Raw genomic sequence first — 26,084 nt, 5'->3', positions numbered from 1 at the left:
GCGTGGTGTTCATCGAATGAGTACCAGCATGTCCGGGGAGAGCGCGAGAGACAGCAAACAAGGTGGACTCGATAATGACCGGCTTTTTGAACGGGGGGATTAAGGTTGCGACAGTTGAGTCCAGGGTCGTTTAGGAGATCGTCAGAGAAGGGGCTTCGTTTTGGTCGCGCGCGGGGAGTTCAGTGGACGTCTATGGCGCTATACCTTGGGTATAGAGGTGTTTGATAGAGACCGGTGCTTTTCAGGCCGACAGGATCTGGCGCATTGAAGGCGACCATAGACTGCTACAGCCGCCCTCGGATCAGGCATCGGGTTCTTCACGCCACTTCAGATAGTCATCAACCCAAAAGAAGCCGGCGGCGGCCGCATTGCGCTCAAGCGTCAATGCAGTCTCGCCGGGGCGAATCAGCACCTGCAGGTCTTCGGCAGCCCGGTGACGACCGGTGTGCCCGTCGGCTTCATCGAGGTCACCGTCTTCAAATTCGTAATAGGCAGAGCCCTCCAGCTCGTAAGCCTCCCAGGGCTTTGCAGCCCACAGGGTATGAAGCTGGTCAGCGCTCAGATCCTCACGCATCAGGTAGCACAGAGCGTCAGGATGGACCTCTTCGACCTGTACATGGAACAGCGTGGAAAATCGCTGCCGTGCAGCTTCGTCGGCCTCGGTCTGGGCTTTCTCATAAGCATCGATCTCGGCCCAATAAGCGGTTTCGTCGTCATGCTGGCGCTGCGCTGCGACACTTTGTGCTGTGTCAACCCGGTTCTGCGCCTCAATGAGCTTCTGGTCTGCCTCGGCACGCGTCAGGACCTCCGACCAGTCGGGTGCCGGGGAGCCGGTGTCAGCCACAGTAAGAAGCGTGTTCTGGTAGTCGATGAAGTCCATGTTTTCGTCTGGAATCGCACCGACCACGACAGGGTCGTTGCTGACATCTTCGATGGTCGGCGGCAGGCCGCGTTTCTCCCGACCGCTGCCGGCACGGTCGATCAGAAAGCGTTCACGCCAGGGCTCGCCACGCGCGCGCTTCCCTTCACCCTCCAGACTCATGGTGTACTTCATCAGCCACATGTGCGTGTAGCGCTGGCGTTGCTCGCTGTGCTGCAGGGCGAGGTCATGGAGGCGCTGATAAAACGCTTCATCGTGGCCGCAGTCGAGGCTGTCACCCTCGTGGGCAGCCTCGTGCTCGATGAGGGAAAAAATGTAGGCCGCAGTCCTGAGCGGACTGGACTTGAGCCGCTTCACAAGGGTGACGTCGACGGCGATGTAGCTGCTGCCATCGGTCCATGCCTCGGCAATATTGGACTGCCCAAGCAGAATATGCAGCGATTTACCGTCACGGACCTGCCCCCCGTATGCAGGGCGGCCACCCGTGCACAGGGCGGCGTAGTGATGCAGGCACCAACGCAACGCCGTCCAGGCGCGGCGTGTCTCGTGATCGAGCGCATCTTTTTCCGTCACGATATGGGTCCGCTCAATGAACGCGTCGCGCAGTGTGGAGAAAGCCAGCAAGTCCGGAACGAAGAGGCCGTTGAGCCACCAGTACTGTGTGCCATTCTGCTCCACGTCGTGGTGAAGATTGGCATGGACCCGAACGAGACACTCGACAAAATCCTGTGCGTTGTAGCAACCGAAGCGGTCGAGTGTGCTGGGGTGAACGATCACGGCGATACCTTCGCGGGCGATGGCTTCACCCTTCGGGACATCGAAGGCGTTATCGACGACCGCGAACCTTCCGCCTTGCCGCTGGTTGTGGCTATAGCGGCATTTGCGCAGAAAGTCCTCCAACGACACGTGCCGCTTGCCGGGCAGAAGCGTGACGACCTCTTCCTGAGAATAGATTTGAACGATGTTGGCATCGCCCGAAAGTAATGCCCGCGCGGATTTTTCACGGCGAGCCTCGGTTTACGGTGGTCACCATGACGGGACGCCATCTGGTCAGCCATTTGGCCAAATTGCCTGGCAATTGATTTCCACACCGGGCAGGTCTTGCGCAGGATTTCGGTACGGGACACGTTCAGGCATATGGCCTTCTTGGAAGCGATGAGGCCGCCCGCGCCCCACGTGTGAGCGGGATCGTGACGTACCAGTACGCCCTGGTTGTAGATGAAGACAGCACCGTCCGCTTTCACGCGATACCAGGCGAATTCGTCCTCAGCATCCCAGCGCTCGGTGCGGGGATCGCGTGTGATGCACCGGCCATTCAGCTCAACACTGACGGGGGTGTAACGCACCAGGTCCCGAACCTCCTGGATGGTCGACATCAGCTCCGCATCACTCAGGACTTCGTACCATTCGCCAGAGATCGAGCAGCCCGGCGACGCGTCGTGGAGGTCGTCAAGATCGTAGTGATAGCCCATCGCCCGTGTATCGACGGTCATCATCCAGGCGTTAGAACGCCAGACTGTTGTGGCATGGGCCATGATTTGGCCGCGTCCGAGCCGGAAACGGCCGTAGGTGGCGTCGCCTTCATCGTGTGGCGTGCCGAAACGACCGAAGTACCGAACGACATCTTCGCGGCGGGCAAAGCCCTGGCCGTCGTCGCTGCAGGTGAAGCCGGTGCGGGACAGCGAAAGATGTACGGCACTGGCCCTGGCATCGACCGAGTTCATCAGCAACTCGATGAGGGCTTTGCCGATGGAGCCCGCCTGGCTGTAAATGATGTGGTGGATGATCTGCGGATCGAGCTCGAATGGCAGACGCATGGACCCTCCTTGTAGCGTTAGGTCAAAATATTGATGAATACGCCGTCCATCTCATTGCCGATGCACAATGAAGCGCCCGGCATTCGATCTGTGCACCGGAAGAGGATGGACACGCGATCATTGATGCCGGCGATTACCGGGTTTGTCGAAAACCTAACCGAGCCACTGCTCATCCGTATTCAGCGTGCGTGGGCGTGATCAGACCGACGTAAGTGGCGTGTGATGGAGTTCTCAGGAGGTTCAAACGTGTCGTGAGATGGCGCGTCGGGAGCATCGTCATGTACCGCGGGCTGCGACCTCAGTGGACGTCAGTGGAGCAATTTGACATGATCCAGACCCAAGCGGGTGGGTGCAAAGTGGCGGTACAGCGAGTGATGGCCATTAAGCTCCCCCCTGATCAGCCGAAGAAAGACACTATGTGATGGGTCAAGTGTTAGTGGCGATTTGCAACGAGAGTGAGGTGATGGCGAAGACGCTGACCGATGCATACCTAGTGCTGCTGTTGGCGGCGACCATCCACGGTACGAATGCCGCCGTGCGTGATACGGCGAAGCGCTGTGCCAAAACGCTGCCGAGAAGCAAGCGGGATGTGATGTACCAGATCGTGGACAGCAAGGAGCCGCTGAGGCTTGTGTTCCATATCGCAGAGAATCTCGACTGATGTAGCAAGCGAGGAGAGTCTGCAAGAGTCGGAAGCAATGGGGCCGCGAATGGAGGCCGTAGGTTGGTTTTCCGGGAGCTTCTCCATGTGCCGCGAACTGTGGATCTCAGTGGAACTCCATGGACGCTGGCTGTTGCCCGGTGAGCGACTGGTGGTTGGCGCAATCGCTCAGCGGGAAAGGTGCACGCAGGGCGGGAATGATCACTCGTTCTCGGCTGGCTCCGCTGCTGCGGGTTTGGCCCCAAGCACGACCGCCTCAAGGCGATACGGCAGGATCCCGGCGCGGCGCGCTTCAATCTTGAAGGTCACGCGCTCGTTTTCCTCCGCATCCTCCCAATCGTCCTTCACGGCCCGCCCCTCCACCAGGACGCGCATGCCCTTCTGGTACAGCGCAGCCCAACGTTCGGCGTCGCGATGCCAAATCTCGACCGGGGCCCAGAACCCTCCGCGATCTTCAAAACCGTCCTTTGTCGGAATAGGGTTGTCGAAATAGACATTCAGGCGCAATAGCCTACGCGGCTCGTTATTGCCGTTCGGAAACTCGCGGAATTCTGGCGCCGAACCGATGTTGCCCTCACCGTAGAAATGCGTGCTCATGAGTGTGACTCCTTGGGGTTGGTGGCGTGGACACGCCGTTGGTAAGCCCCCTCGGCATGGGCCAACTTGCTGGCGCATGCCGAGGTTTGCCGGGCGATACTGTGGGTAAGGCTGATCTGCAGGTTCAGCACGATGCGCTGCACCTCGATGGCGAAGAGGTCGTCGATCAGCGATGCCGGTGTGCCGGGGCTGGCAAGCAGCTCCTCCCACAAAGCAGTACCCATGCGCGAACGATCGAGGTTGCGCCAACGCAGAAAGGTCGTGCCTGCGCCAGTGGTTTGCTGGGCCAGTTGCACGGCAAGCAGGTTGAAGGGGTGGCTGCGGGCCTGCGACAGCACCTTGCGCTGCGCCAGTCCGATTAGATCGTCCCGCAGCGCTTGGCACTGGCTGGCCCAGGTCGCAAGCTCCCCATTACCTTTAAAAGGCTTTAAAAGGCCTTTTAGGTAGGCAGCCTGTTCCAGCCTCTGGAAGTCCGCCTGTTCTAGTGCCAAGAAGCGGTTGGCTGCGGTCATGCTGGTTCGTCCTCACTGTCGACAGACGCAGGTGTACCGCCGTCCAGATCCTCCTCGTTTGATATGGCTGGTTCAACGGTGTCAATGTCGTTGGCTGGCGCAACCTCTGAAACTGTCGACAGGCCTGGCGCGGATGTCGGAGAAGGGCGATGGAGAAGCGGCGGTGCAAAGCGTGAACGGCGTGTGCCTTCGAGCACGTCCTGCGGCAGTTCGCCGTACTTCTCCAGGGCCGCGCGCGCCGCGGCGTTGTTCGCGGCAAAATCGTCACGCTTCGTGCCGGAGTAGCGGTATTGCTGCGCCAGGCTGAAAAGGCTGCGCAACGCATGCGCGCCTTCGCTGAGCCAGCGCTCCAGCGTGCTGCGGTCAATCAAGGCGGTGTGATGCGCCAGGATCAGACGCCGGGCCAGATCGTCGTAGTCGGCGAGCAGATAGACCGCCATGAAGCCGAGCTGCGAGGCCACGAACAGCGGCAGCTTTACCGGCTGGACGTTGAGGTTCTCGCCCAGGCTGAGTGCAGCCGGCACATCGGCCAGCGCCTGATCAACCTGTTCGCGTAAGGCCTGAAGCTGTTCTTTGGTGGTGCTGAGCTTGTCCTCAATGCGCAGCATCCACCAGTCGGAGTAGGGATCATCCTGCTCGGCGCCGCGTTTGAGCTTGGTCATGATGGCGACAAAGCCGTTGAGCCCGACAATGCCGGGTTTGCCCTCGGAGGGCGCGCGTCCGTGCCAGATGCGGGATGCATGATGGGTGTGCAGCGTCAGCGACATCGCGCTGCGCAGTGAACCAAGGTTCAACTGCAGGGAAGATTTGGGTTCGGTGGCCATCGTGACGACTCTCGGTAAGGAAACGAGTCGCCAGCATCGGCATTGACCGGAAGGGTGTCAGTCATCAAACCGCACCGCATGAATGCCTGTTTAGGCGTTCACACGGCTGCCGTGAAGTCTTGCGCTTCGCCGGGGCTGACCGGCTGCGAGATGTATATCGTGACCATTGCCCTTCGCAGTTTCTGGAAGGCTGCGTGTTCAACTATACCAGTGGTATAGGCGACCATGGCCTTCGGTGGACTCTTCAGGCGAATGATCCTGGGGCTGGTGGTGATGCATTGCAGGGAAGGCAGTCTGTTCAGCTATACCAGTGGTATAGGCGACAGTGGCTTTCGGTGGACTCTTCCTGCGAATGCCCCCAGGCTGGAGGTGATGCGTTGCAGGGAAGGCAGTGTGTTCAACTATACCAGTGGTATAGGCGACTATGGACTTTGGTGGACTCCTCCATGCTGATGACACGGAGCTGGAAGTGATGCATTGCAGGGAAGGCAGCGTGTTCAGCTATACCCGTGGTATAGGCGACCCTGGCACTCGGTGGACGCACGCGCAGGCCGCCGCAGCGTTTGGACAGATCGAGTCATGGCATGCTCGTCATCTAGAAAGTTTGCGACGGCTGTGTTCAGGGCAGGCGCATCAGTGCCCGCAGACGGGCGATATGCTCCTGTGCCACGGCGGGGTCCGCAGGTGGCGGTGATTTCTGGGGCTGCGACTCTGGTGCTGTCGTGACGCTGGCTGCCTTCTGTCCAGCCCAGGCGCGGAACTCGCTACGCATGGCTTTCTGGATGATGCCGAACAAGTACCCGGCGGGATTGTGTACCGTGCTGGCTTGGCAGCGGGCATCCCATTCGTCGAGGACAGCCTGATGCAACTGCGTATCCACGGCCTGTAGGGCGGCGAGTGCGCCTGATTGCTGCTCTGCTTTGAGTGACAGGAAGCGCTCGGGGAGCCGAAGCACTCCCAACTCGTGCGCGCGCGGTACAGTACGTACTTCTTTTATTTCTTTTTCTTTACGTACAGTACTATCGGTCTTCGGATTCCGAAGTGAGCCGGATTTACTGGGCTTTTCGCCTGCTTCGGATTCCGAAGTCGGGCGCGGCTGATTCCGAAGAAGGCTTTCTGGCCCTTCTTCGGAATTGTGGGCATCCCCAGGCTGTGGATAAGTCGCCGTCTGAACCCAACCCTGCGCGGCCAGGCGCTGCGACAGTACCTGTAACCGGGTGGGAAGCATCTGGCCGCTGAGCAACGGATCTTCAGCCATTTCTTTCAGCACATGCACACCGACGCTCTGGATGGACTTGCTAGCGTGGGCCAAGGACCGGCTGACCAGCCTCAGATAATCGGCGTCGAGCTGGATGGCTTCATAGGGCGTCAGGGGTTCATCGTGCAACACATAGAGGTTACCCAATATCCGTCCGGTCTTCGGGTCACGCCTGCGACGCACCAGGCTGATCCAGCGCGTCAGCCTTAGCAGGGTCAGCGCGCGGGCAACAGTTTCATGGGATGCGCGCGTCGTACACGGCATTGAGGCCAGCCAGGGAGCGAGCTGTTCATAAGTGGGAAAGGCCGTGACCCCGTCATCATTGAGCAGCAGACGGAAGACTTGCCAGGCGTTTCGTTCAAGCGGGGTCAGTCGATTGTCCAGCAACAACGCACGTGGCACGCTGTCATGACGATTACCACTGAAGATGAATCCATCAGACGGAGCTGGTGGTGCCGCTGCCATGGTCGGGGGAGGCGGCATGTGCTGCAGCGCCTGATCGAACAACTCCCCCAGCGATACGGGACCGCGTGAATGACGTGGACTGCCCATCAGATCAGCCCTTCATCAATCCACCCTCGGATAGCGCTCCAAATGACAGAGATGGGCAGGCCCGTAGACTCCGCAAGATCAGCTGTAATGGCAAGCATGGCCATGTCGTCGGTCAGCGCAGTGCCACGCTCTTTTACGGTTTCAGACCAGCGATGCCAGAGATCGGAGTCCTGCTCTTCTGTCAGAACCGGATGCCGGCCCTTGCGTTTCGGTAGCCCGATGACGTCGCGCCTGAGGGCGATTTCCTGATGGTTCAGGCCATAAAATCTGCTGATGAGTTCTGTGCTCGCACCCAGTCGCAGGAACCGATCGATCTCCTCGATTTCCCGTGAGAGATTGTCTACCTGGCTCAGAAGGCGTCGCAGCACTTCCGAATTCACGCTCACGGAACACCATGAGACGGTGGCGTTGGCCAGGAGGCTGGCCATGGCCGGATGCTTGAGTGCATCCAGAGCAGCATCGTCAAATCCCATGGACTTGGCCCGGCGCAACTGGCCATTGCGCAAATCGTGGAGCGCTTGCGCGATGACGGCCTGATTGAGCGGATGCGGTTCGGGCATGGTCGGCGCCCTCATGATCCGTTCAGGGCGGCATCGCCATCAGTGATGTCCGCCTCGATGTCCAGCAGTCGCCGGGCGAGTCGCACCAAGCGGAAAAGCTTCACCAGGCTCGTATCGCTCAATCTAGCGGTAGGTTGTGATGAAGGGCTGTGTTCCAGCCCCAGCAGAAGAGCGCCCAAATCCCCGGGCATCCGTAAAGGCGGAGTCCGGTCCGGCTGGTAGGGAACGCTCAGGCTATGCAGCAGCAGTAATGCACCACGGAGATTTGAGTGCGTGTTCGCATCGGTAGATATTCCCGCGCATGTGAAGCCGATGCCCTCGTCGCAGGCGACAATGGCCTCTTCCAGACCCGCTTCGTTGGCGATCTCACGCGCGAACTGAGCGATGTGGACGCGCAGCCGATCCGGCGTATCGAGGCCGGGATCGATGTACCAGACATCCGAGATGGGGTAGAGACCGCCTGCCTGAACAGGGATGGCCTGCAGCACGCTGGTTTCGAAATCAGGTGGCGTCTCGCCGACATGCTCGGTCACCAATCGTTGGATCGACTGTAGGCGCTCGGTGGTCTCGGCAGGTGAGACGATATGCTCCTGAAGTAAGGCCGAGTGATCGGCCTTAGCATATTGATCGTCATTCACGTCGGCCAGAGGATGTGTCGCAGGCCCCTCTTGAATCGAAAGGGTATCGCTTGCCGGTATCCTGGGTGCCTCTGTTACCCGCGGTGTGGATGATGACGTGGGCGGTGCGACTACGGATGGAGATGTTGGCTTGGTCGTGGAGACCGACCCTGTGGTCTCCGTACCTGGCGGTGTGTTCGGTTCACTAGTAAGCAACTGCCAGCGCTTTTCGGAATCGGTGATTTCGAACACCAGCGTGTCATAGTCCACCCCGAGCAACTCGGACATCTGGCCGATCAGTTCATCTTGCACCCGTTGCGCCGTAAAGCTCCCTGGGGAGTCAAATACCATCAGGACATCCTGGAACAGCGTTGCAAAATCAATGCTTAGATTGTTCTTGGTGACGCGCGCATCCCAGATCCGGGAACCGGCTCTACGCAGGCTGGTCAGTTGCTCGACTTGGGGGCGTCCCAGGCCGGCATAGAGCACGTTCGGTATCGCTGGCAGCAGGAACTGGATGGCCTCCTGCATGCGGCTGATGTGGGGCTGAGGCACGGGGTAGCCGTCAGCCTTGAGGCGTCGGGCAAGCTCTGACTGCGACAGCGATTTACCATCCTCCTGTTCATAGAGCTCACGGACTTTTTCAACACCCAGGGCACGTTCGATAAACGACAGGCCACCGTGAAGTTCGTTTTCTGCGAGATGTCCCGTCAGGGCGACGATCTCACCGCGCTCCGGCCATGGGCGGAACAGGCAGCCGATACGGAAGAATCGTTCGTCTTTGCTCTCACTCCACAGATCGCGCAGTATCGCCAGGCGCGTGTTGCCGCCGTTACGAATGATGTAGTGATCGGCACCGGGGCGACGGGTGATCGGCGGCGGGGCATCCAGCCCACGCTGGCGGATGGACGCTTTGATCTCCTCGTACAGCGGATTGCGCGTCAGCCGCGGGTCCAGTTCATAGGGGCGCAACTGGTCCAGCGTCACCACCATCGCGGTATCGGTGATCGGGTCTGTCAAGGTTTCTGCAACAGGGCCGGAGCGACTAAAACCGTCGCTCATCAGCTTGTTGGCCATCTCTTGCGGGGAGACATTAGCCATAGTCGGCTCCCTCTTGATCGGGGTGCTCGACCACCGTGGCGTGGCGTTGTGCGCGACGCAGCATGGCGCGTGCATTGCGTTCTGCCCGGTGATCGCTGGCTGTCGCGCTGGTATAAATCGGCGGTAAGCCCGGCTTGACGAATTTGAGGTGCCCCCCAGGTGTCCGGGAGACATTCCAACCCTCGCTCAGGGCATGTTCAATCAGCGGAAGTAGTCGCTTGTGGCCACGGGCCAGTTCATGGGCGTTTGACATGAGAGTGTCTCCCCTCAAACTTCCCGCTGACCAGGGCGAACTGCTCCTGCCATTGCGGGCACAGTTCACTGGCCAACCCGCGCACAATGTCCAGTGCGGCTGCCGCGACTCGGCCAGTGGGCCGTCGGTGCTCAACCCGATGGACCGGTAAACCACGCGTTGCCGCTCGGGGAAATGCCTCGATCGCGGGGATCTCGGTATGCAGGACGTGAACCCCTTCCTGATCTCTGAAGATCAAACGCAGTGTCTGCTGGATCAATTTTGCATTGGCTGATACAGCAGGTACGCGGTTGAGCAGGAGATGAAGGTGTGGCGGGTTAATGCCCAGATGCCGATAGGGGGCGATGTCTTCGATGAGCTGCAGAGTGCCTCGGCGCATTTCACGCGCGGCGAGAATTTCGGGCGTGACGGGCGAGACCGCCTGCTCGGAGGCAAGCACGGCCATCTCCAGCAGCACACTGCGAGCGCCTTGCGTATCGAGTAGCACCAGGTCGTAGTGCGGCTGAAACACCGGTAGCAGGTGCCGCAGTCGAAGCCGCCCGTCCGGTGCATGCAGCAAGAGGGTGTTCAACTGCCGATGCTCGTCATTGGACAGAATGACGTCCAGACGGTCTATGACGGTGCGCGATACCAGTCGCGCAATGTCGCGTTCGTTGCATGCCAGCAGCTCATAGATCCCGCACGGCGCGCGACGGGTAAGCTCGTAGTACGAGGACAATGTGGGCTGCATATCCAGGTCGAGCAGCAGGACCCTCAGGCCGGCATCAGCAATGAAACCGCCGAGGTTGGCGGCGACCGTGGTTTTTCCTACGCCGCCTTTGGTCGAGATAACAGAAATCACCTGCATGGCTTGCTCCTCTTCGGCAAGGAATGGGGAGCTCAGTCAGACGCGTTCTTTAAGACGGTCAGTGATCCACTGGTCGATCTCTGCGGAGTCCCAACCAACGGCGCGGACGCCAAGTTTTATGGCTTTGGGGAATTGGCCCGCCTTCATGAGGCTGTAAAGATAGGCGCGCTTGAAGCCTGTCTTGGCCTCAACTTCCGGGCGGCGAAGGATGCGTCGCTCCGGGGCTGGAGCAGGGTTCTGTTCAGACATAGCGGTCACTCCTTAATGCTCAGTGGCACTTCTCGGGTTGACCCGTATTGAATCGCTGCCACCCCTGAAGCACATCAAACAATAGGACGGTACTGACCACCGTATTGATGTTCCGTCATCCGGCTGCGAGGCAAAGCATTGCGGCCAACTCTATCCGTGGAACGGATACTGTTAAAAGGTTCGGCGTCTTGATAAATAGTCCGTCTGGCGGACGCTCGCTGTTTAATCTTTGCGCGAGTGAGCGCGGCATTTTCTGTCATGCGGGCGACAAAAAATGTCCGTCAGTAACGGTAGGTTGCGATTGACAAGCGCTACAAGCTAGCGCTTGTGCATGAGCCGGTGCACACCCACTGAATTCAAAGGCTATCCCCTTTATCTCGCGACGATGAAGGGGATATTTGGGTCGTGCTCCAGACAAAAATGTATGGAACTTAATGTGAGAGTCCAAAACTGAGGATGGGGTGATCATTCTTGCTCACGCATCGGTCATGCTTCCCCGATTTGTTGCGCTCTTTTAATGAAGCGCTCCAGTTCTGCTGAAATTGGCCTGTCAGGTACAACGATGAATGTTGCGGTGTCGGGGATATCGTCGATAACCGGCCGAACAATGACGTCAGGGTGGTTGTAAATGGAAAGCTGCGATTCCAACCCGATACCAATGCCATAGCCAGCGGCCACCAGCATCATCATGGGCTCATGACCAGAAACATGTTCAGCAATGGTGGGAGAGGGCAGCGAGTCGTCCTCAAACCAATGATTAATGACATTGCGTCCGCCGGCGCAATGTTCAGGATGGCAAAGAATCAGGGGGTACCGGAGTGCTTCCCCAAGAGGAACTTTATCCAGGGAAAGCAGCGGATGGTGAGTGGGAATAGCAATGGCAGGGCGTTCGGCCCAAACCCTAAACTTTGTGAGGCCATTGGTGGCTACTGTGCTGTCGACAGTGAAACCCGCATCTATCTCGTCGTGTAAGAGCGCTTTGTGCATCTCGTTGACGGTCATTTCAACGATCCGAATCTCGGTGGCAGGCTCCTCTTCTCGGCATCGAGCCAGCAGCTGTGTCAGCCGAGGCTGAGCCAGGCTGTCGGCGATGCCGATGCGTACCCGGCCGCGATAGCCCTGAGACGCCGATTGCACTCGTGTCAGGGCGTTATCCATGTAGGCAAGTACGCGGCGAGCCTCTTCACGGAAAATCTCCCCAGGCCAAGTCAGCTGTATACGCCCCTTGGTGCGATGGAGCAGTCGGACACCGAGATAGGATTCAAGATCTCTTATGGCTCTCGACAACGGGGAAGGTTCGATGTGAACTCTGGCCGCCGCACGAGCAAAGCTTTGTTCTTCAGCGACGATAAGGAAATAGCGCAGGTGACGTATCCTCATGGTGTATCTTCCTTTTTGCTTGTTGACATGCTCTTTGACAGCGGGCGGTGCACTGTTATTCGCGCACTGGTAGTGGTTTCGGTGAACCGTTGTGTGATGCAATCCACAAGTTTTGACGTGGCCGAAGTGGACACGCACAAATCGTAATTGTGTGTCTGCTTCCTTAAGTGTTGATCCTACCGGCGTCGCTGCGTGCCCCTTCAGTTGCGATAGGTGCTTGATCGGTGGGGCGGGCCAGCCGTGCGCGTTGGTGCTTTGCCGAGCGCAGATCACTGCTGGCAATCGCCGAGACGTTGCGTTACGAGCGGGGCTTGGGCTTGGGCTTGGGCTTGGGCTTGGGCTGGTCTGAGGATGAGGGGCGGCCTGTCATGACACCCTCACATGCACTGCCGAGCGACCGTCTCGTTGGGGCAACGAGGTCTTATTGCCCCTCCACGAACAACTCGCCTCAGGGGCGTGTGAAGGGTGAGTCATGGTTGTTGTTGGCCGTCTGTGGCCATCAATGGAAAAAAACTTGGTATAGGACTTGCCAATGGGCCAGAACAAGTCCAGAATAGCGTCCATTCCTGAGGTAGGAAGCAAGGAAAACCTTTTTAAATCAGAAGGTTAGAGGCTAGGTTCTAGTCCCGTTTCCCGCTCCATATTCAACAAAAACGCCGATCAGAAATGATCGGCGTTTTTGTTTGTCCGGGATTTAAGCTCGCAGTCAATGGACCCGCCGCAAGGGCGGGTCCAGGCCTTGGCTCAGAGTTTCGGCAACTGCCCGATACGCCCCATCATTTCGGTGACGATCTGCAGGTCCAGCAGGAACTGCTCGGTGGTCTTGAACTCGTTGTCGGTGTGCCCGGTGTACTTGGCGTCCGGCCGGGCCAGGCCGAATTGCACGCCATTGGGCAGATCATGCACGGACGTTGCGCCAGCGGAGGTGCCGAACTTGGATTCCATGCCCAGGTTTTCCGTGGCCACGGCCAGCAGTGCCTTGACCCACTCACCCTCGGGGTTGCGATACATCGGTGCGGCCACCGAGTAATCAAAGGTCGGCGAAATATGGGTCTTGTTACTCCAGGCGCTAAGCTTGTCGGCGATCTCTTTCTTGAGCGTTTCCGGGGATTTGCCTTTTGGTACCCGCAGGTTGACCGCCAGCTTGAAGGCCTTGTCATCCATGCCGACAAACGTCAGGGATGTGGTCAACGGCCCCATGAACGCGTCGGAAAAGCCCACGCCCAATTTGCCACCCAGGTAATCCAGGCCCCAGTTATCGGCGGCGTAGCGCGCAGCGTCGGTGATCTCGTTGTGCTTGAGTGCAACCTTGCCGTCCAGGCTGTTGATAAAGACCAGCATCCGCGCCACTGGGTTGATACCGGATTCGGGCTCGGAAGAGTGGGCCGACACCCCGGTAACGGTGAGCTTGACGTCTTTGCCATCAACCTTGGCATCCACCGTGAAATCGCCACCATTGGCCTTGGCAAATGCAGTGCCGGCCTGTTGCAGGCTGGCGGCCAGCTCGGCAGGATTATCGCTGCGCAATGTGGCTACTGACGCCGAAGGAATCTGGTTGGTTGCGAGGCCGCCGGTCATGGCGATGATTTCGGCGCCCTTGCCATCGGCCTTGCGCTTGGCAAAGGTCGCCATGACCGTGCCATAACCTTTCTCGGCGATGACGACCGGGTAGCCGCCATCCAGCGCCAGGTTGTAGTTCGGCGTTGGGTTGTGTTCAAAGTAGTAGGGGATGGCGTCGCCGGTGGTTTCTTCGGTGGTGTCTACCAGCAGCTTGAAGTTGCGCGCCAGTGGCAGGTTTTCTTCCTTGATCACTTTCATGGCATACAGCGTAACCACGATACCGTTCTTGTCATCTTCGGTGCCGCGCCCGTACATGCGATCGCCAATTAGTGTGACCTTGAAGGGGTCGAGTCGGGTGCCGTCTTTCAACACCCAGTTTTCCGGTGTTACCGGCACCACGTCGGCGTGGGCGTGAATGCCGACCACTTCATCGCCGGCACCTTCCAGGGAGATTTCGTAGACGCGATCATCGACATTGCGAAAATTCAGGTTGAAGGACTGCGCCAGGGCCTTGATTTTTTCGGCAATCTTTTTGAATTCGGGGTTGTCGTGCTGGGCAACACCCTCAACCTGGAAGGTCGGGATGGCCACCAGTTCACGCAGGGTTTCGGTGGCGGCTGCACCGTATTTCACCCGGGCATAGAGGCCTAGCAGGCGATGGATATCGTTCTGTTGCTCGGCGGTCAGCGGCTTGTTGTCGAGAAAGGCAGTGATGGCCGGGCCGAGATTGGCGGATTTCGCCATGTCGCTTTTGCCCAGGTTGCCGAGGAACGTGCGGAAGTCCTTGATCGAGGCGTCATTCAGCGTTTTGAGAATAGTCGCACTCTGTTGCGGGTTGATGCTGGCGACGGCAGACACACTAATTGAAGACAGGCTGGCGACCATCAGGGTGGCGGCGGCCAAGTGCTTGAGGGAGAAGTCCATTGCTGGGGCATTCCTTTGCAGGTGGTGAGTAAGAAGTTTCCGATTTTTATGTCGGAAACATTTTCACACACTAGCACCACCCACCTGCTGGAGGGGAGCCCCTCGGCAGGGTGATGTCCTATCTCAATAAGAAAACGCCGCCCGCCATCAGCCTGTCAGTCCAGGCTGTAGCGCACCGACAGCGTGCCCTTTTTCTCCGACAGGCCGAGGATCGTGACCTGGCCGACCTGGGCGAGGGCTTGTACATGCGTGCCGCCGCAGGCGTAGGCCGGCAGGTCACCGAAACCGACTTCCCGGGTGCCGCCGTCCAGCGTCATATGGCGTGGCAGGTCGGCGCCGATCCATTGGTTGACCTGTTCCTGCAAGGCATCAGCTTGCATGTCTTGGGCCGATTCCCCACGGATAAAACTGATCTTGCCTTCACCGGGCCAGTGGTGGGCCTTGATCGGCATCCAGCCCAGGGTTTCACCGGCATTGCCGATCAAGTGCCCGGCAGAATGCAGGCGTGTATGCAGGGTGCGACGTTGGCCGTCGACCCGCGCTTGTACGGGGCCAAGGGCGACGGGCTGGTCGACGTAGTGCACGATGCGCTCTGCTTCCTGCACTACTTTCAATACGGTGCTTTGTCCCAGCCAGCCCGTGTCAAAGGGTTGACCGCCCCCCTGGGGGTGGAAAATGGTGGACTGCAGGACCACCGCAAACTGCTGCTCAACGGGCGTGCACTCCAGCACATCAACATCGGCAACCAGGTGGTCATGGGTAAAAAACAGGCGCTGGGTCATCGTCTACATCCGCATCAGGGTTCTACACAGCAGTATAAGTAGTGCGCCAATGGGTGATAATCCGCTGAAATATCAATGGACTTGTGCGTCATGAGCATCAATCTTCCTTTGCCACTGCTGGGCGAAATGGCGATTTTCGTCAGGGTGGTAGAAACCGGCAGTTTCTCTGCAGCAGCGCGCCAACTGGGGGCTTCGCCGTCGGCGGTGAGCCGCAGCATCTCGCGCCTGGAAAAGGCCCTGGCCACGCGGCTGTTGCAGCGCACCACGCGCAAGCTGCGTTTGAGCGAAGGGGGTGAAGAAGTCTTCAAGCGCTGCCAGGACATGGTCAATGCCGCGCGCTCGGTGATGGAAATCAGCGGTCAGTACACCCACGAGGCCGAAGGGCTGGTGCGTATCAGCGTGCCCAAGGCGGTGGGGCGGTTTGTGGTGCATCCGCATATGCCGGAATTCCTGCGACGTTATCCCAAGGTCGATGTGCAGTTGATCCTTGAAGATCGGCAGGTAGATTTGATTGATGACAATGTCGACCTGAGCATCCGCATCACCGATAGCCCGCCGCCGGGGTTGGTAGGGCGCCAGTTACTGCCCATCGAGCATCTGCTGTGTGCCACGCCGCAGTATCTGGCTGCCCATGGCACGCCGCTGCATCCCCATGACTTGCTGGAGCACAGTTGTATCTACCTGGGCGAAACCCCTGGGGACGCGCGCTGGAAATTCCGCCAGTCTGGCAAGACAGTGACGGTGGGCGTGCGCGGTCGCTATGCGGCCAATCACACCGGGGTGCGGTTGGATGCGGTGTTGCAGGATGTGGGGATTGGCAGCCTGCCGTATTTCACTGCTCGGCATGCCTTGGAGGAGGGGCGGTTGGTACAGGTGCTGGCGCAATGGGATTTCATTGCCTCGTACCATGGGGATGCCTGGTTGCTACATTCACCCACGCGGTATCTACCGCCAAAACTGCGGGTGTTTATTGATTATCTGGTGGAGTGCATGGCCAGGGAACCGACATTGCGCCGGCGGTAGGAGCACGCTCGAAAATGTGGGAGCGGGCTTGCCCGCGATAGCGGTGTATTAGTCAACCAATGTATCGACTGACACTCAGCCATCGCGGGCAAGCCCGCTCCCACACAAGTCTCTCTCCATATTTGGAGTCTTGGAGTGTTCGGGATCAGTGCTTGGACTGGTCGTGGGGCATGGCCAGCAGCTGTTTTTCCTGGTTCCAGTCGAACGGTTCATCGTTTTGTTCGGCTTCGAAGCGGCGTTCTTCCAGAGCCTGGTACATATCCAGTTCTTCATCGGGCATGAAGTGCAGGCAATCACCGCCGAAGAACCAGAGCAGGTCGCGCGGCACCAGATGGGCAATCTGTGGGTAGCGCAGGATGACCTGGCTCATCATGTCCTGGCCCAGGTATTGGCTTTCGATCGGGTCGATGGGCAGCATGGCCCGCAGTTCATCAAAGCGTTCCAGGAACAAAGCGTGGCTTTCCTCGGGAACCTGTTCGGCTTCGCCGACGGCAACCAGGATACTGCGCAGGTGGTCGAGCAAGACGAGATGATCGGCAACGACGTTGGACACGAGAGTAAGTCCTCAAAAGCAAAAACGGGCGCGAGAGTATATAGCTCTCGCGCCCGCTTTTATATGACCGCCGGTATCAGCGGACTCGACCAGGTGCCTGGGCCAACTCCTCTTTGCTGAAGTCATCCACGTCGATCACCTTGCGCCGCGCCGCTTCCGCGTCCCGCAGGGTTTGTGCTTCAGCCGGTTGCAGCACGCCAGCTTCCAGTGCGGCATCGATGGCGTGTTCCCCGGCCCGTGGCTTGACCTGCCCGCTCTTGAGGGCGGCGTGCAGCGTTTTTTGCAACGGATGGCTGGCACCCAGCAGGTCGTAGGCATGTTGCAGCGCGCCAACCGGATCTTCCGCCGACTGTGGACGGTAGCAGCCTGCCAGCAGCTCTTCGAGGGTCGGATCGCCCTTGGCGCGTCCAATCACCGCCGCGACTTCGGCGTCCAGCGCATCGGATGGGCCTTTGTTGCGACGACCGAACGGGAACACGATGACCCGCATCAGGCAGCCCAGCACTTTGTTGGGGAAGTTGCTGAGCAGCTCATCCAGCGCGCGCTCCGACTGGCCAAGGCTTTCCTCCATGGCCCAGGCAAACAGCGGTTCCAGATGGTCCGGGGAGTCGAGGTCGTGGTAACGCTTGAGCGCCGCCGACGCCAGGTACATATGGCTGAGCACGTCGCCCAGCCGTGCCGACAGGCGTTCGCGTCGTTTCAACTCGCCACCCAGCAGCATCATGCTCAGGTCCGCAAGCAGGGCGAACGCCGCGGCCTGGCGATTGAGCGCACGGAAGTAGCCCTGGCTCAAACGGTTGCCTGGAGCTTTTTCGAAGTGACCCAGGCCCAGGTTCAACACCAGGGTGCTGGCGGCGTTGCTTACGGCAAAGCCGATATGCTGCATCAACAGGCCATCGAACTCCTTGAGCGCCTGGTCGCGGTCTTCACGACCGGCCAGGGCCATTTCCTTGAGCACGAACGGGTGGCAGCGGATCGCGCCCTGGCCGAAGATCATCAGATTGCGCGAAAGGATGTTCGCACCTTCCACGGTGATGAAAATCGGCGCCCCTTGCCAGCTGCGACCCAGATAGTTATTGGGGCCCATGATGATGCCCTTGCCGCCGTGCACATCCATGGCGTGGCTGATGCACTCGCGACCGCGCTCGGTCAGGTGGTACTTGAGGATCGCCGAGAGCACCGAGGGTTTCTCCCCCAGGTCGACGGCATTGGCGGTGAGCATCCGTGCACTGTCCATCAGCCAGGCATTACCGCCGATTCGGGCCAGCGCTTCCTGGATGCCTTCGAAGGCGGAAAGTGGCACGTTGAACTGCTCACGCACCTGGGCGTACTGGCCAGTCACCAGGCTGGTGAACTTGGCCGCACCAGTACCCACCGCCGGCAGGGAAATCGAACGGCCAACCGACAGGCAGTTCATCAGCATCATCCAGCCCTTGCCGAGCATCTCCTGGCCGCCGATCAGGAAGTCCAGGGGAATGAATACATCCTTGCCGGAGTTGGGGCCGTTCATGAAGGCGGCGCCCAGGGGCAGGTGACGGCGGCCGATTTCCACGCCAGGGGTATCGGTGGGGATCAGGGCCAGGCTGATGCCCAGGTCCTCTTCTTCTCCCAGCAGGTGATCCGGGTCATGGGCCTTGAAGGCCAGGCCGAGCAGGGTCGCGACCGGGCCCAGGGTGATATAGCGTTTTTCCCAGTTCAGGCGCAGGCCGAGGGTTTCCTTGCCTTCCCATTCGCCTTTGCAGATCACCCCGGTGTCGGGCATCGCGCCGGCATCGGAACCGGCCAGCGGGCCAGTCAGGGCAAAACACGGGATGTCATCGCCACGGGCCAGGCGTGGCAGGTAATGGTTGCGTTGTTCATCGGTGCCGTAGTGCAGCAGCAGTTCGGCGGGGCCCAGGGAGTTGGGGACCATGACGGTGGAAGCGAGGTCGCCGCTGCGGGTCGCCAGTTTCATCGCCACCTGGGAGTGGGCGTAGGCTGAAAAGCCCTTGCCGCCGTACTCCTTGGGGATGATCAGGGCGAAGAAGCCATGTTGCTTGATATGGTCCCAGGCCGCCGCCGGCAGGTCCATGGCCTGGCCGATTTCCCAGTCGGTGACCATGGCGCACAGCTCTTCGGTAGGGCCATCGATAAAGGCCTGTTCTTCTTCGGTCAACTGCACCTTGGGGTAGGCCAGCAACTTGTCCCAGTCGGGGCGGCCGCTGAACAGTTCACCGTCCCACCACACGGTACCGGCGTCGATGGCGTCGCGCTCGGTCTCGGACATTGGCGGCAGTACTTTCTGGAACCAGTTGAACAACGGTGCGGTGAAATACTGGCGGCGCAGGTCGGGCAGCAGCAGTGGCGCGGCGACTGCCGCCAGCAGGACCCAGAACACCAGCAGCAGCCAGCCCGGCGCATGGCTGAAGGCGCCCATCGCCAACAGATAGACGGCGACCACACCCAGGGCGGGCAGGGGCGCGGTACGACGGTGTGCCAGGTAGGCAATGCCGAGCACCAGAACCAGTATCCACAACAACAGCATATTCAATCCTCCGTGAAACCAGGGGCAGAAGCACCCTCAGAGCTTAGCCGGCATCCGGAAAAGCGGTGCCTGAGGGTGTTACGTGGTGTGGCGGGAAATGCTCTCCAGTCACAGGCAGCAGGCGCCGACATTTGGCCGAATCGTCGTTATCCCTCGGTCGGGCCTGTGGTTAGACTCCAGGCTCGCCTCGGAGAAAATCCCCATGAATGCGTACTTGAGTCCCAGCCGCTTCATCGATAGTGACCACCCTGCGGTGGTGGAGTTCGCCGAAAAACACCGCGGTGTGAGCCGCGATCCCCGTGACCAGGCAGTCAGTCTGTATTACGCCGTGCGTGAAGCGGTGCGCTACAACCCTTACACCTTCAGTCGCGATCCGCAAACCCTGGCGGGCAGCTACGCCCTGGCCGCCGGGCAGAGTTATTGCGTGCCCAAGGCCACCCTGCTGGCCGCCTGTGCCCGGCATTGCGGCATAGCGTCGCGTATTGGCCTGGCGGACGTGCGCAATCATTTGTCGACCCCGCGCCTGATCGAGTTGCTCAAGAGTGATGTGTTCGCCATGCACGGCTACACCGAACTGTATCTGGACGGGCGCTGGGTCAAGGCCACGCCAGCGTTCAACAGCCAACTGTGCGAATTATTCGATGTGCCGCCACTGGATTTCGACGGGATCAATGACAGTGTGTTTCACCCCTTCAACCGCCAGGGACAGCGCTCCATGGAGTACGTGGTGGACCATGGGCAATTTGCCGAGGTGCCCGAGGAGTTCTTCTTTTCCCACCTTCAGAAATGTTACCCACACCTGTTTGGCGAGCAGTCGCCGAAAGTGTTAGGCGATATGCAGAGTGATTTGAGTCGCGGCTGAACCGGCGTATGCTGCTGCGGCATTCATCCACTGGGAGGCGGTCATGCTGAAGATCTGGGGTCGTAAAAATTCGTCAAACGTCAGGAAGGCACTGTGGTGCGCCGAGGAACTCGGCCTGGACTATGAGGCAATTGATGCGGGCGGGGCCTTTGGTGTGGTCGATACGCCGCGATATCGGGCGCTGAACCCTAATGGCCGGGTGCCGATGATCGAGGACGGCGAGTTCGTGTTGTGGGAATCCAACACCATCGTGCGTTACCTCTGCGCCAAACAGGCATCGAGCTGGTACCCCACGGATCTGCAGGCGCGAGCCAGCGCCGAGAAGTGGATGGACTGGACCACTTCGACCTTTGCCGAACCGTTCAAGACGGTGTTCTGGGGCATTCTGCGAACCCCGGCCGAGCAACAGAACTGGGACAACATCCATGCCGGGCGCAAGGCCTGTATCGAGGTGTTGAATACCGTGGACCAGGCCCTGGCCCAGCAGCCCTACCTGTCCGGCAGCGAGATCGGCATGGGTGACATTCCCCTGGGCAGCTTTATCTATGCCTGGTTCGAGATGCCTATCGAGCGCCCGTCGATGCCCCATCTGGAGGCGTGGTACCAGCGTTTGCAGCAACGCCCGGCCTATCAAAAAGCGGTTATGACCGCGTTGACTTAATACTGACTATTAATACAGGTGACTGTACTTGTGCGGCGCGGGCAAGCACCATGCTTGCCGTGCGCCGCAGTTGTATTGCGTAGGGCGCGCCCTTATCTATTCTTTCTATTCCCTTCCTTGGTGCGTAATCCGATATGAGTTCCGCTCTGTCCATCCGGCAGCTAACCAAAACCTACGGCAACGGTTTCCAGGCCCTGAGTGGTATCGATCTGGATGTCGCTGAAGGTGACTTTTTTGCGTTGCTCGGCCCCAACGGTGCCGGCAAATCCACCACCATCGGCATTCTGTCGACCCTGGTCAACAAGACCAGTGGCACGGTGAATATCTTTGGTCACGACCTGGACAAATCCCCGGCTGCCCTCAAGCGCAGCATTGGCGTGGTACCCCAGGAGTTCAACTTCAACCAGTTTGAAAAGACCTTCGATATCGTAGTGACCCAGGCCGGTTACTACGGCATCCCGCCGAAGGTCGCCAAGGAGCGCGCCGAGCAGTACCTGACCCAACTGGGGTTGTGGGACAAGCGCGACGTGCCATCACGTTCCCTGTCCGGCGGCATGAAGCGGCGCCTGATGATCGCCCGTGCCCTAGTGCACGAGCCGCGCCTGCTGATCCTCGACGAGCCGACGGCGGGGGTGGACATTGAGTTGCGTCGCTCGATGTGGACCTTCCTCACCGAACTGAACCAGAAAGGCATCACCATCATCCTCACCACCCATTACCTGGAAGAGGCTGAACAGTTGTGCCGCAACATCGGCATCATCGACCACGGCACCATTGTCGAAAACACCAGCATGCGCAACCTGCTGGGCCAGTTGCATGTGGAGACGTTCCTCCTCGACCTGAAGAACAACCTGTCGGTGCCGCCGCAACTGATCGGCTACCCAACCCGCCTGGTAGACAGCCATACCCTGGAAGTACAGGTCGATAAAGCTGTGGGCATCACCGCGCTGTTCAGCCAGTTGGCCTTGCAGAATATTGAGGTGTTGAGCCTGCGTAACAAAACCAATCGCCTTGAGGAGTTGTTCGTGTCCCTGGTGGAGAAAAATCTGGCGAAGGTGGCGGTATGAGTTCCGAGTTCCAACCCAACCTGGTAGCGCTCAATACCATCGTCTACCGCGAAGTGAAGCGCTTCATGCGCATCTGGCCGCAGACCCTGCTACCGCCAGCGATCACCATGGTCCTGTACTTCGTGATCTTCGGGAACCTGATCGGCCGGCAGATTGGCGACATGGGCGGCTTCACCTACATGGAGTACATCGTGCCGGGGCTGATCATGATGTCGGTGATCACCAACTCCTACGGCAACGTGGTGTCGAGTTTCTTTGGCAGCAAGTTCCAGCGCTCCATCGAAGAGCTGATGGTCTCGCCGGTCTCGCCGCACACCATCCTGATCGGCTACACCCTGGGCGGCGTATTGCGCGGCCTGATGGTCGGGGCGATTGTGACGGTGCTGTCGATGTTCTTCACCGACCTGCAGGTGCATCACCTGGGGGTGACCATCCTGGTAGTGGTGCTGACGGCGACGATCTTCTCGCTGCTGGGCTTTATCAACGCAGTGTTTGCGCGCAACTTCGATGATATTTCGATCATCCCGACCTTTGTGCTGACCCCGCTGACCTACCTGGGCGGGGTGTTTTATTCGATCACCTTGCTGCCGCCGTTCTGGCAGACCGTCTCGATGGCCAACCCGGTGTTGCATATGGTCAATGCCTTTCGCTACGGGATCCTCGGGGTGTCGGATATCAAGATCAGCGTGGCGATCACCTTCATGATCGTGGCGACGGTGGTGTTGTATATCGGCTGCGCGCGGTTGCTGGTGAGCGGGCGTGGTATGCGTACCTAAGCAAGGTCTAAAAATGTATGGGCTGGCTTGTGTGGGAGCGGGCTTGCCCGCGATGGCAGTGGGTCAGTCAACTGTATCTAACCTGACACTCCGCTATCGCGGGCAAGCCCGCTCCTACACAAACCTGCTCTCACATTTGGATTTGTGTGTAGCTCAGGGCTGCAGGGCGATTTCGATCAGTTCATGCAGTTCTTCGGCCCGCATCGGCGCAGCGCCAAACAGAATCCGAAACACCGTCGGCGCCGCCAGCAGATTGATCAGCCGATCCACGCTGGGCAATGCCTGGCCGCTACCCTGGTAACGATCCAGGATCACCTGCAACTGCCCGCCCAGAATGGTCACGCAATACCCCGGCGTCTGGCTGCACTGCACGTCGCGCATCATGTTGCGCCCCGGTTCCGAACTCATCTCGTCCAGATACTGCTCGGCCCAGGCTTGCAGATCGCCGCGCAGGTTGCCGGTGTTGGCCGGCTCGCTGTCCGGGCGCATGCGGGCCAAGGCGACGTCGGCGAGCAGGGCGGCGAGGTCGCCCCAGCGCCGGTAAATGGTCGACGGAGTGACCCCGGCACGTGCAGCGATTTGCGGCACGGTCACGCTGGCGCGCTCTTGCTCTTGTAGCAACTGGCGCACCGCCGAATGAACCGTTTCTTGTACCCGGGCACTACGGCCCCCCGGGCGGAGGCCTTCTTTTATCGCCATGCCAAAACCTTAACACAAAGAATTTGCTTTAAGCCCGATGCAGTAGCACACTCAGCAAAAGCAAAATATTAGCTTTAGCGGAGCGTGCCCATGTCCACCGTCACTTCTTACCGTTCCAGCCTGGTGTTCCTGGCGATCACCCTGCTGACGTTTCTCGCCGCCTCCAGTGCGCCGACGCCGTTGTATCACCTTTACCAGGAAGGCCTGCATTTTTCCGCCGGCACCCTGACCCTGATCTTCGGCGTCTATGCCTTGAGCCTGCTGGCAGCGTTGCTGACTGTTGGCTCGCTATCGGATCACCTGGGACGCAAACCCGTGATCTTCGCCGCGCTGGTCTTGAATATGCTGGCGATGCTGCTGTTTATCCACGCAGACAGTGTCGCCTGGCTGATCGCTGCCCGCACCTTGCAGGGGTTTGCCACGGGCATGGCTACCGCCGTACTCGGTGCCGCCTTGCTCGACACTGACCGCCAGCAGGGCCCGTTGGTCAACAGTGTTGCGCCCTTGCTGGGCATGGCTTGTGGCGCCATGGGCAGCAGTTTGCTGGTGGAGTTCGCGCCGCTGCCGACCCAGTTGATCTATTGGGCCTTGTTTGCGCTGATGCTGGTGCAGAGCCTCTATGTCTGGCAGCTACCGGAAAGCGTCAGCCGCATGCCGGGCGCGCTGGCCTCGCTATGGCCCACCTTGCACGTGCCGCCCCAGGCGCGTCGGGCCTTGTGGCTGTCGCTGCCGGTGGATATCGCGGTGTGGGCGATGGGCGGTTTTTACTTGTCACTGGCACCGTCGCTGGTGCGCGCGACGACCGGTTCGACTTCCAACCTGATCGGTGGCGGTCTGGTCGCCGTGTTGACCCTCAGTGGCGCGGTGATGATCTTCAGCCTGCGCAATCGCCCGGCAGATAAGGTATTGCGCCTGGGGGCAGGGCTGTTGGCCACGGGTGTTGCGCTGATTCTCGGCGCGGTCCACAGCGCCAGCCTGCCACTGTTTTTTCTCGCGACGCTGGTCGCCGGTAGCGGTTTTGGCGCGGGTTTCCTCGGCGCGGTGCGCAGTGTGGTGCCCCTGGCGTTGCCCCATGAGCGGGCCGGGTTGATGTCGGCGTTTTACGTTCTCAGCTACCTGGCGTTTTGCCTGCCGGCCCTGCTGGCGGGCAACCTGACCCGTAGTTTTGGCCTGATCGCTACCACCGACGGCTACGGTGCGGTACTGATCGTATTGGCGCTAGGGGCCTTGATTGGCTTGATGAAGCAAGCACCGGCCAAGGCTGTATATAGGTGAAATAGATAACAGTTAGAGATATTACCCGTTATATAGATATTCGCTGCGCTTCTATCATGGGCTCAACCTCATACGAGGAAGAGGATTGAACCATGACGTGCCCCAATAGCATTGCCACTCGTTACAAACCGTTCAGCCACTTGGCGGGCCCCAGGGAGGTGATTCGCCAGTTCACCCCCAACTGGTTCGCCGCCACCATGGGGACCGGCGTGCTGGCGTTGGCCCTGGCGCAGTTGCCGGTGCAACTGCCGGGCGTCTATGCCATCGCCGAAGGGCTGTGGTTGCTGACGATTTTCCTGTTTGTGTTGTTCAGCGGCTTATACGCGGCGCGCTGGGTGATGTTCTACGACGAGGCGCGGCGGATTTTCGGGCACTCCACGGTCTCGATGTTTTTCGGCACCATTCCCATGGGGCTGGCAACCATCATCAACGGCTTGCTGCTGTTTGGCCTGCCGCGCTGGGGCGAGGGCGTGGTGCAATTGGCCGAAGCCCTGTGGTGGATAGACGTGGCGATGGCCCTGGCGTGCGGGGTGTTGATCCCGTTCATGATGTTTACCCGTCAGGAGCACAGCATCGACCAGATGACGGCTGTCTGGCTGCTGCCGGTGGTGGCTGCCGAAGTCGCCGCCGCTAGTGGTGGCCTGCTGGCGCCGCACCTCGCCGACGCCCATTCGCAACTGGTGATGCTGGTGACCAGCTACGTGCTCTGGGCATTTTCCCTACCGGTTGCATTCAGCATTCTGACGATCCTGATGCTGCGCATGGCCCTGCATAAACTGCCCCACGCCAATATGGCTGCATCGAGCTGGCTGGCCCTTGGCCCGATCGGCACCGGCGCCCTGGGTATGTTGTTGCTGGGCAACGATGCGCCGGCGATTTTCGCCGCCAATGGGTTTGCCGGTATCGGCGCGATTGCCGAAGGCCTGGGGCTGGTGGCCGGTATCACCCTGTGGGGCCTGGGCTTGTGGTGGATGTTGATCGCGGTGCTGATCACCCTGCGTTACCTGCGCGCCGGTATTCCATTCAACCTGGGCTGGTGGGGCTTTACCTTCCCGTTGGGGGTGTATGCCCTGACTACCTTGAAACTGGGCAGTACCTTGCACCTGGCATTTTTCAGCGTGACCGGCAGCGTGCTGGTCGCCGCCCTGGCCCTGATGTGGCTGGTTGTCGGCAAGCGCACCGTGCAGGGTGCCTATAAAGGCGAGCTGTTTGTTTCACCGTGTATTGCAGGATTGGGGAATAAGTAAGCGGGATTAGGTAAAGTCGTGGC

24 protein-coding genes are annotated in these 26,084 nt (G+C 59.6%); 8 read left to right on the top strand and 16 right to left on the bottom strand.

What is annotated here, in order from left to right; genetic code table 11:
• Positions 1–1,653: 1,653 nt before the first annotated feature.
• The gene (locus FIV38_RS30780; protein ID WP_306108727.1) at positions 1,654–2,697 is read right to left on the bottom strand and encodes an ATP-binding protein; all 1,044 of its coding nucleotides are present in this window, start codon (positions 2,695–2,697) and stop codon (positions 1,654–1,656) included.
• 463 nt (positions 2,698–3,160) lie between these two features.
• On the opposite strand from FIV38_RS30780, the gene FIV38_RS14090 reads away from it, so the two are divergent.
• Entirely contained in the window at positions 3,161–3,358 is a 198-nt protein-coding gene (locus FIV38_RS14090) for a DUF7740 domain-containing protein (RefSeq protein ID WP_235861014.1), read from the top strand.
• A gap of 201 nt (positions 3,359–3,559) precedes the next feature.
• Here FIV38_RS14090 and FIV38_RS14085 read toward each other — a convergent pair whose 3' ends face one another.
• From FIV38_RS14085 to FIV38_RS14025, 12 genes are all read right to left on the bottom strand, one after another.
• Positions 3,560–3,955: a single-stranded DNA-binding protein gene (locus tag FIV38_RS14085; protein ID WP_092234957.1), complete on the bottom strand. Its 396-nt coding sequence runs from the start codon at positions 3,953–3,955 to the stop codon at positions 3,560–3,562.
• The gene (locus FIV38_RS14080) at positions 3,952–4,467 is read right to left on the bottom strand and encodes a DUF3158 family protein (protein ID WP_092234960.1); all 516 of its coding nucleotides are present in this window, start codon (positions 4,465–4,467) and stop codon (positions 3,952–3,954) included. The genes FIV38_RS14085 and FIV38_RS14080 overlap by 4 nt, the downstream gene beginning before the upstream one ends.
• Positions 4,464–5,291: a PFL_4669 family integrating conjugative element protein gene (locus FIV38_RS14075; protein ID WP_092234963.1), complete on the bottom strand. Its 828-nt coding sequence runs from the start codon at positions 5,289–5,291 to the stop codon at positions 4,464–4,466. Before FIV38_RS14075 ends, FIV38_RS14080 begins: the two co-directional genes overlap by 4 nt.
• A 619-nt stretch (positions 5,292–5,910) precedes the next feature.
• Positions 5,911–7,101: an STY4528 family pathogenicity island replication protein gene (locus tag FIV38_RS14070; RefSeq protein ID WP_092234966.1), complete on the bottom strand. Its 1,191-nt coding sequence runs from the start codon at positions 7,099–7,101 to the stop codon at positions 5,911–5,913.
• Positions 7,101–7,661, bottom strand: a complete 561-nt coding sequence (locus tag FIV38_RS14065; protein ID WP_092237371.1) for a DUF2857 domain-containing protein — start codon at positions 7,659–7,661, stop codon at positions 7,101–7,103. Before FIV38_RS14065 ends, FIV38_RS14070 begins: the two co-directional genes overlap by 1 nt.
• Positions 7,662–7,672: 11 nt before the next feature.
• Positions 7,673–9,379 carry a ParB family protein gene (locus tag FIV38_RS14060; protein WP_092234969.1) on the bottom strand — a complete coding sequence of 569 codons (1,707 nt, stop codon included), beginning with the start codon at positions 9,377–9,379 and terminating at the stop codon, positions 7,673–7,675.
• Positions 9,372–9,632: a hypothetical protein gene (locus FIV38_RS14055; RefSeq protein WP_092234972.1), complete on the bottom strand. Its 261-nt coding sequence runs from the start codon at positions 9,630–9,632 to the stop codon at positions 9,372–9,374. The genes FIV38_RS14060 and FIV38_RS14055 overlap by 8 nt, the downstream gene beginning before the upstream one ends.
• On the bottom strand, positions 9,616–10,479 hold the full coding sequence (locus tag FIV38_RS14050; protein WP_092234975.1) for a ParA family protein: 864 nt from the start codon (positions 10,477–10,479) through the stop codon (positions 9,616–9,618). Before FIV38_RS14050 ends, FIV38_RS14055 begins: the two co-directional genes overlap by 17 nt.
• Before the next feature lie 36 nt (positions 10,480–10,515).
• On the bottom strand, positions 10,516–10,728 hold the full coding sequence (locus tag FIV38_RS14045; protein WP_046482923.1) for an AlpA family transcriptional regulator: 213 nt from the start codon (positions 10,726–10,728) through the stop codon (positions 10,516–10,518).
• Positions 10,729–11,214: 486 nt separating this feature from the next.
• Positions 11,215–12,108: a LysR family transcriptional regulator gene (locus FIV38_RS14035; RefSeq protein ID WP_092234976.1), complete on the bottom strand. Its 894-nt coding sequence runs from the start codon at positions 12,106–12,108 to the stop codon at positions 11,215–11,217.
• A gap of 744 nt (positions 12,109–12,852) precedes the next feature.
• On the bottom strand, positions 12,853–14,592 hold the full coding sequence (locus FIV38_RS14030; RefSeq protein ID WP_092234979.1) for a dipeptidase: 1,740 nt from the start codon (positions 14,590–14,592) through the stop codon (positions 12,853–12,855).
• 155 nt (positions 14,593–14,747) lie between these two features.
• Positions 14,748–15,374 carry an alanyl-tRNA editing protein gene (locus tag FIV38_RS14025; protein WP_092234982.1) on the bottom strand — a complete coding sequence of 209 codons (627 nt, stop codon included), beginning with the start codon at positions 15,372–15,374 and terminating at the stop codon, positions 14,748–14,750.
• 90 nt (positions 15,375–15,464) lie between these two features.
• Here FIV38_RS14025 and FIV38_RS14020 point away from each other — a divergent pair, with 90 nt between their 5' ends.
• Entirely contained in the window at positions 15,465–16,397 is a 933-nt protein-coding gene (locus tag FIV38_RS14020; protein WP_029292762.1) for a LysR family transcriptional regulator, read from the top strand.
• Between the two features lie 145 nt (positions 16,398–16,542).
• On the opposite strand, the gene FIV38_RS14010 is transcribed toward FIV38_RS14020, so the two are convergent.
• Positions 16,543–16,950, bottom strand: a complete 408-nt coding sequence (locus tag FIV38_RS14010) for a PA2817 family protein (protein ID WP_029292764.1) — start codon at positions 16,948–16,950, stop codon at positions 16,543–16,545.
• Positions 16,951–17,026: 76 nt separating this feature from the next.
• A complete protein-coding gene (locus FIV38_RS14005; protein WP_092234984.1) occupies positions 17,027–19,474 on the bottom strand; it encodes an acyl-CoA dehydrogenase in 2,448 nt (815 codons plus the stop codon).
• Between the two features lie 202 nt (positions 19,475–19,676).
• Here FIV38_RS14005 and FIV38_RS14000 point away from each other — a divergent pair, with 202 nt between their 5' ends.
• From FIV38_RS14000 to FIV38_RS13985, 4 genes are all read left to right on the top strand, one after another.
• Positions 19,677–20,336 carry a transglutaminase-like domain-containing protein gene (locus FIV38_RS14000; protein WP_092234987.1) on the top strand — a complete coding sequence of 220 codons (660 nt, stop codon included), beginning with the start codon at positions 19,677–19,679 and terminating at the stop codon, positions 20,334–20,336.
• Positions 20,337–20,379: 43 nt separating this feature from the next.
• Positions 20,380–20,997: a glutathione S-transferase family protein gene (locus FIV38_RS13995; RefSeq protein WP_092234990.1), complete on the top strand. Its 618-nt coding sequence runs from the start codon at positions 20,380–20,382 to the stop codon at positions 20,995–20,997.
• Positions 20,998–21,131: 134 nt separating this feature from the next.
• On the top strand, positions 21,132–22,064 hold the full coding sequence (locus tag FIV38_RS13990) for an ABC transporter ATP-binding protein (RefSeq protein WP_092234993.1): 933 nt from the start codon (positions 21,132–21,134) through the stop codon (positions 22,062–22,064).
• Positions 22,061–22,840, top strand: coding sequence for an ABC transporter permease (locus tag FIV38_RS13985; RefSeq protein ID WP_029292774.1), 780 nt, complete (start codon positions 22,061–22,063; stop codon positions 22,838–22,840). The genes FIV38_RS13990 and FIV38_RS13985 overlap by 4 nt, the downstream gene beginning before the upstream one ends.
• Before the next feature lie 153 nt (positions 22,841–22,993).
• Here FIV38_RS13985 and FIV38_RS13980 read toward each other — a convergent pair whose 3' ends face one another.
• The gene (locus FIV38_RS13980; RefSeq protein WP_092234996.1) at positions 22,994–23,539 is read right to left on the bottom strand and encodes a TetR/AcrR family transcriptional regulator; all 546 of its coding nucleotides are present in this window, start codon (positions 23,537–23,539) and stop codon (positions 22,994–22,996) included.
• Between the two features lie 90 nt (positions 23,540–23,629).
• Between FIV38_RS13980 and FIV38_RS13975 the strand changes: the two genes are divergently transcribed.
• Entirely contained in the window at positions 23,630–24,814 is a 1,185-nt protein-coding gene (locus tag FIV38_RS13975) for an MFS transporter (protein ID WP_092234999.1), read from the top strand.
• A gap of 92 nt (positions 24,815–24,906) precedes the next feature.
• Positions 24,907–26,061, top strand: a complete 1,155-nt coding sequence (locus tag FIV38_RS13970) for a TDT family transporter (protein WP_092235002.1) — start codon at positions 24,907–24,909, stop codon at positions 26,059–26,061.
• Positions 26,062–26,084: the final 23 nt, after the last annotated feature.

This window comes from Pseudomonas proteolytica, assembly GCF_007858275.1.
Lineage (GTDB): Bacteria > Pseudomonadota > Gammaproteobacteria > Pseudomonadales > Pseudomonadaceae > Aquipseudomonas > Aquipseudomonas proteolytica.
This window is presented reverse-complemented; position numbering and strand designations above follow the sequence as displayed.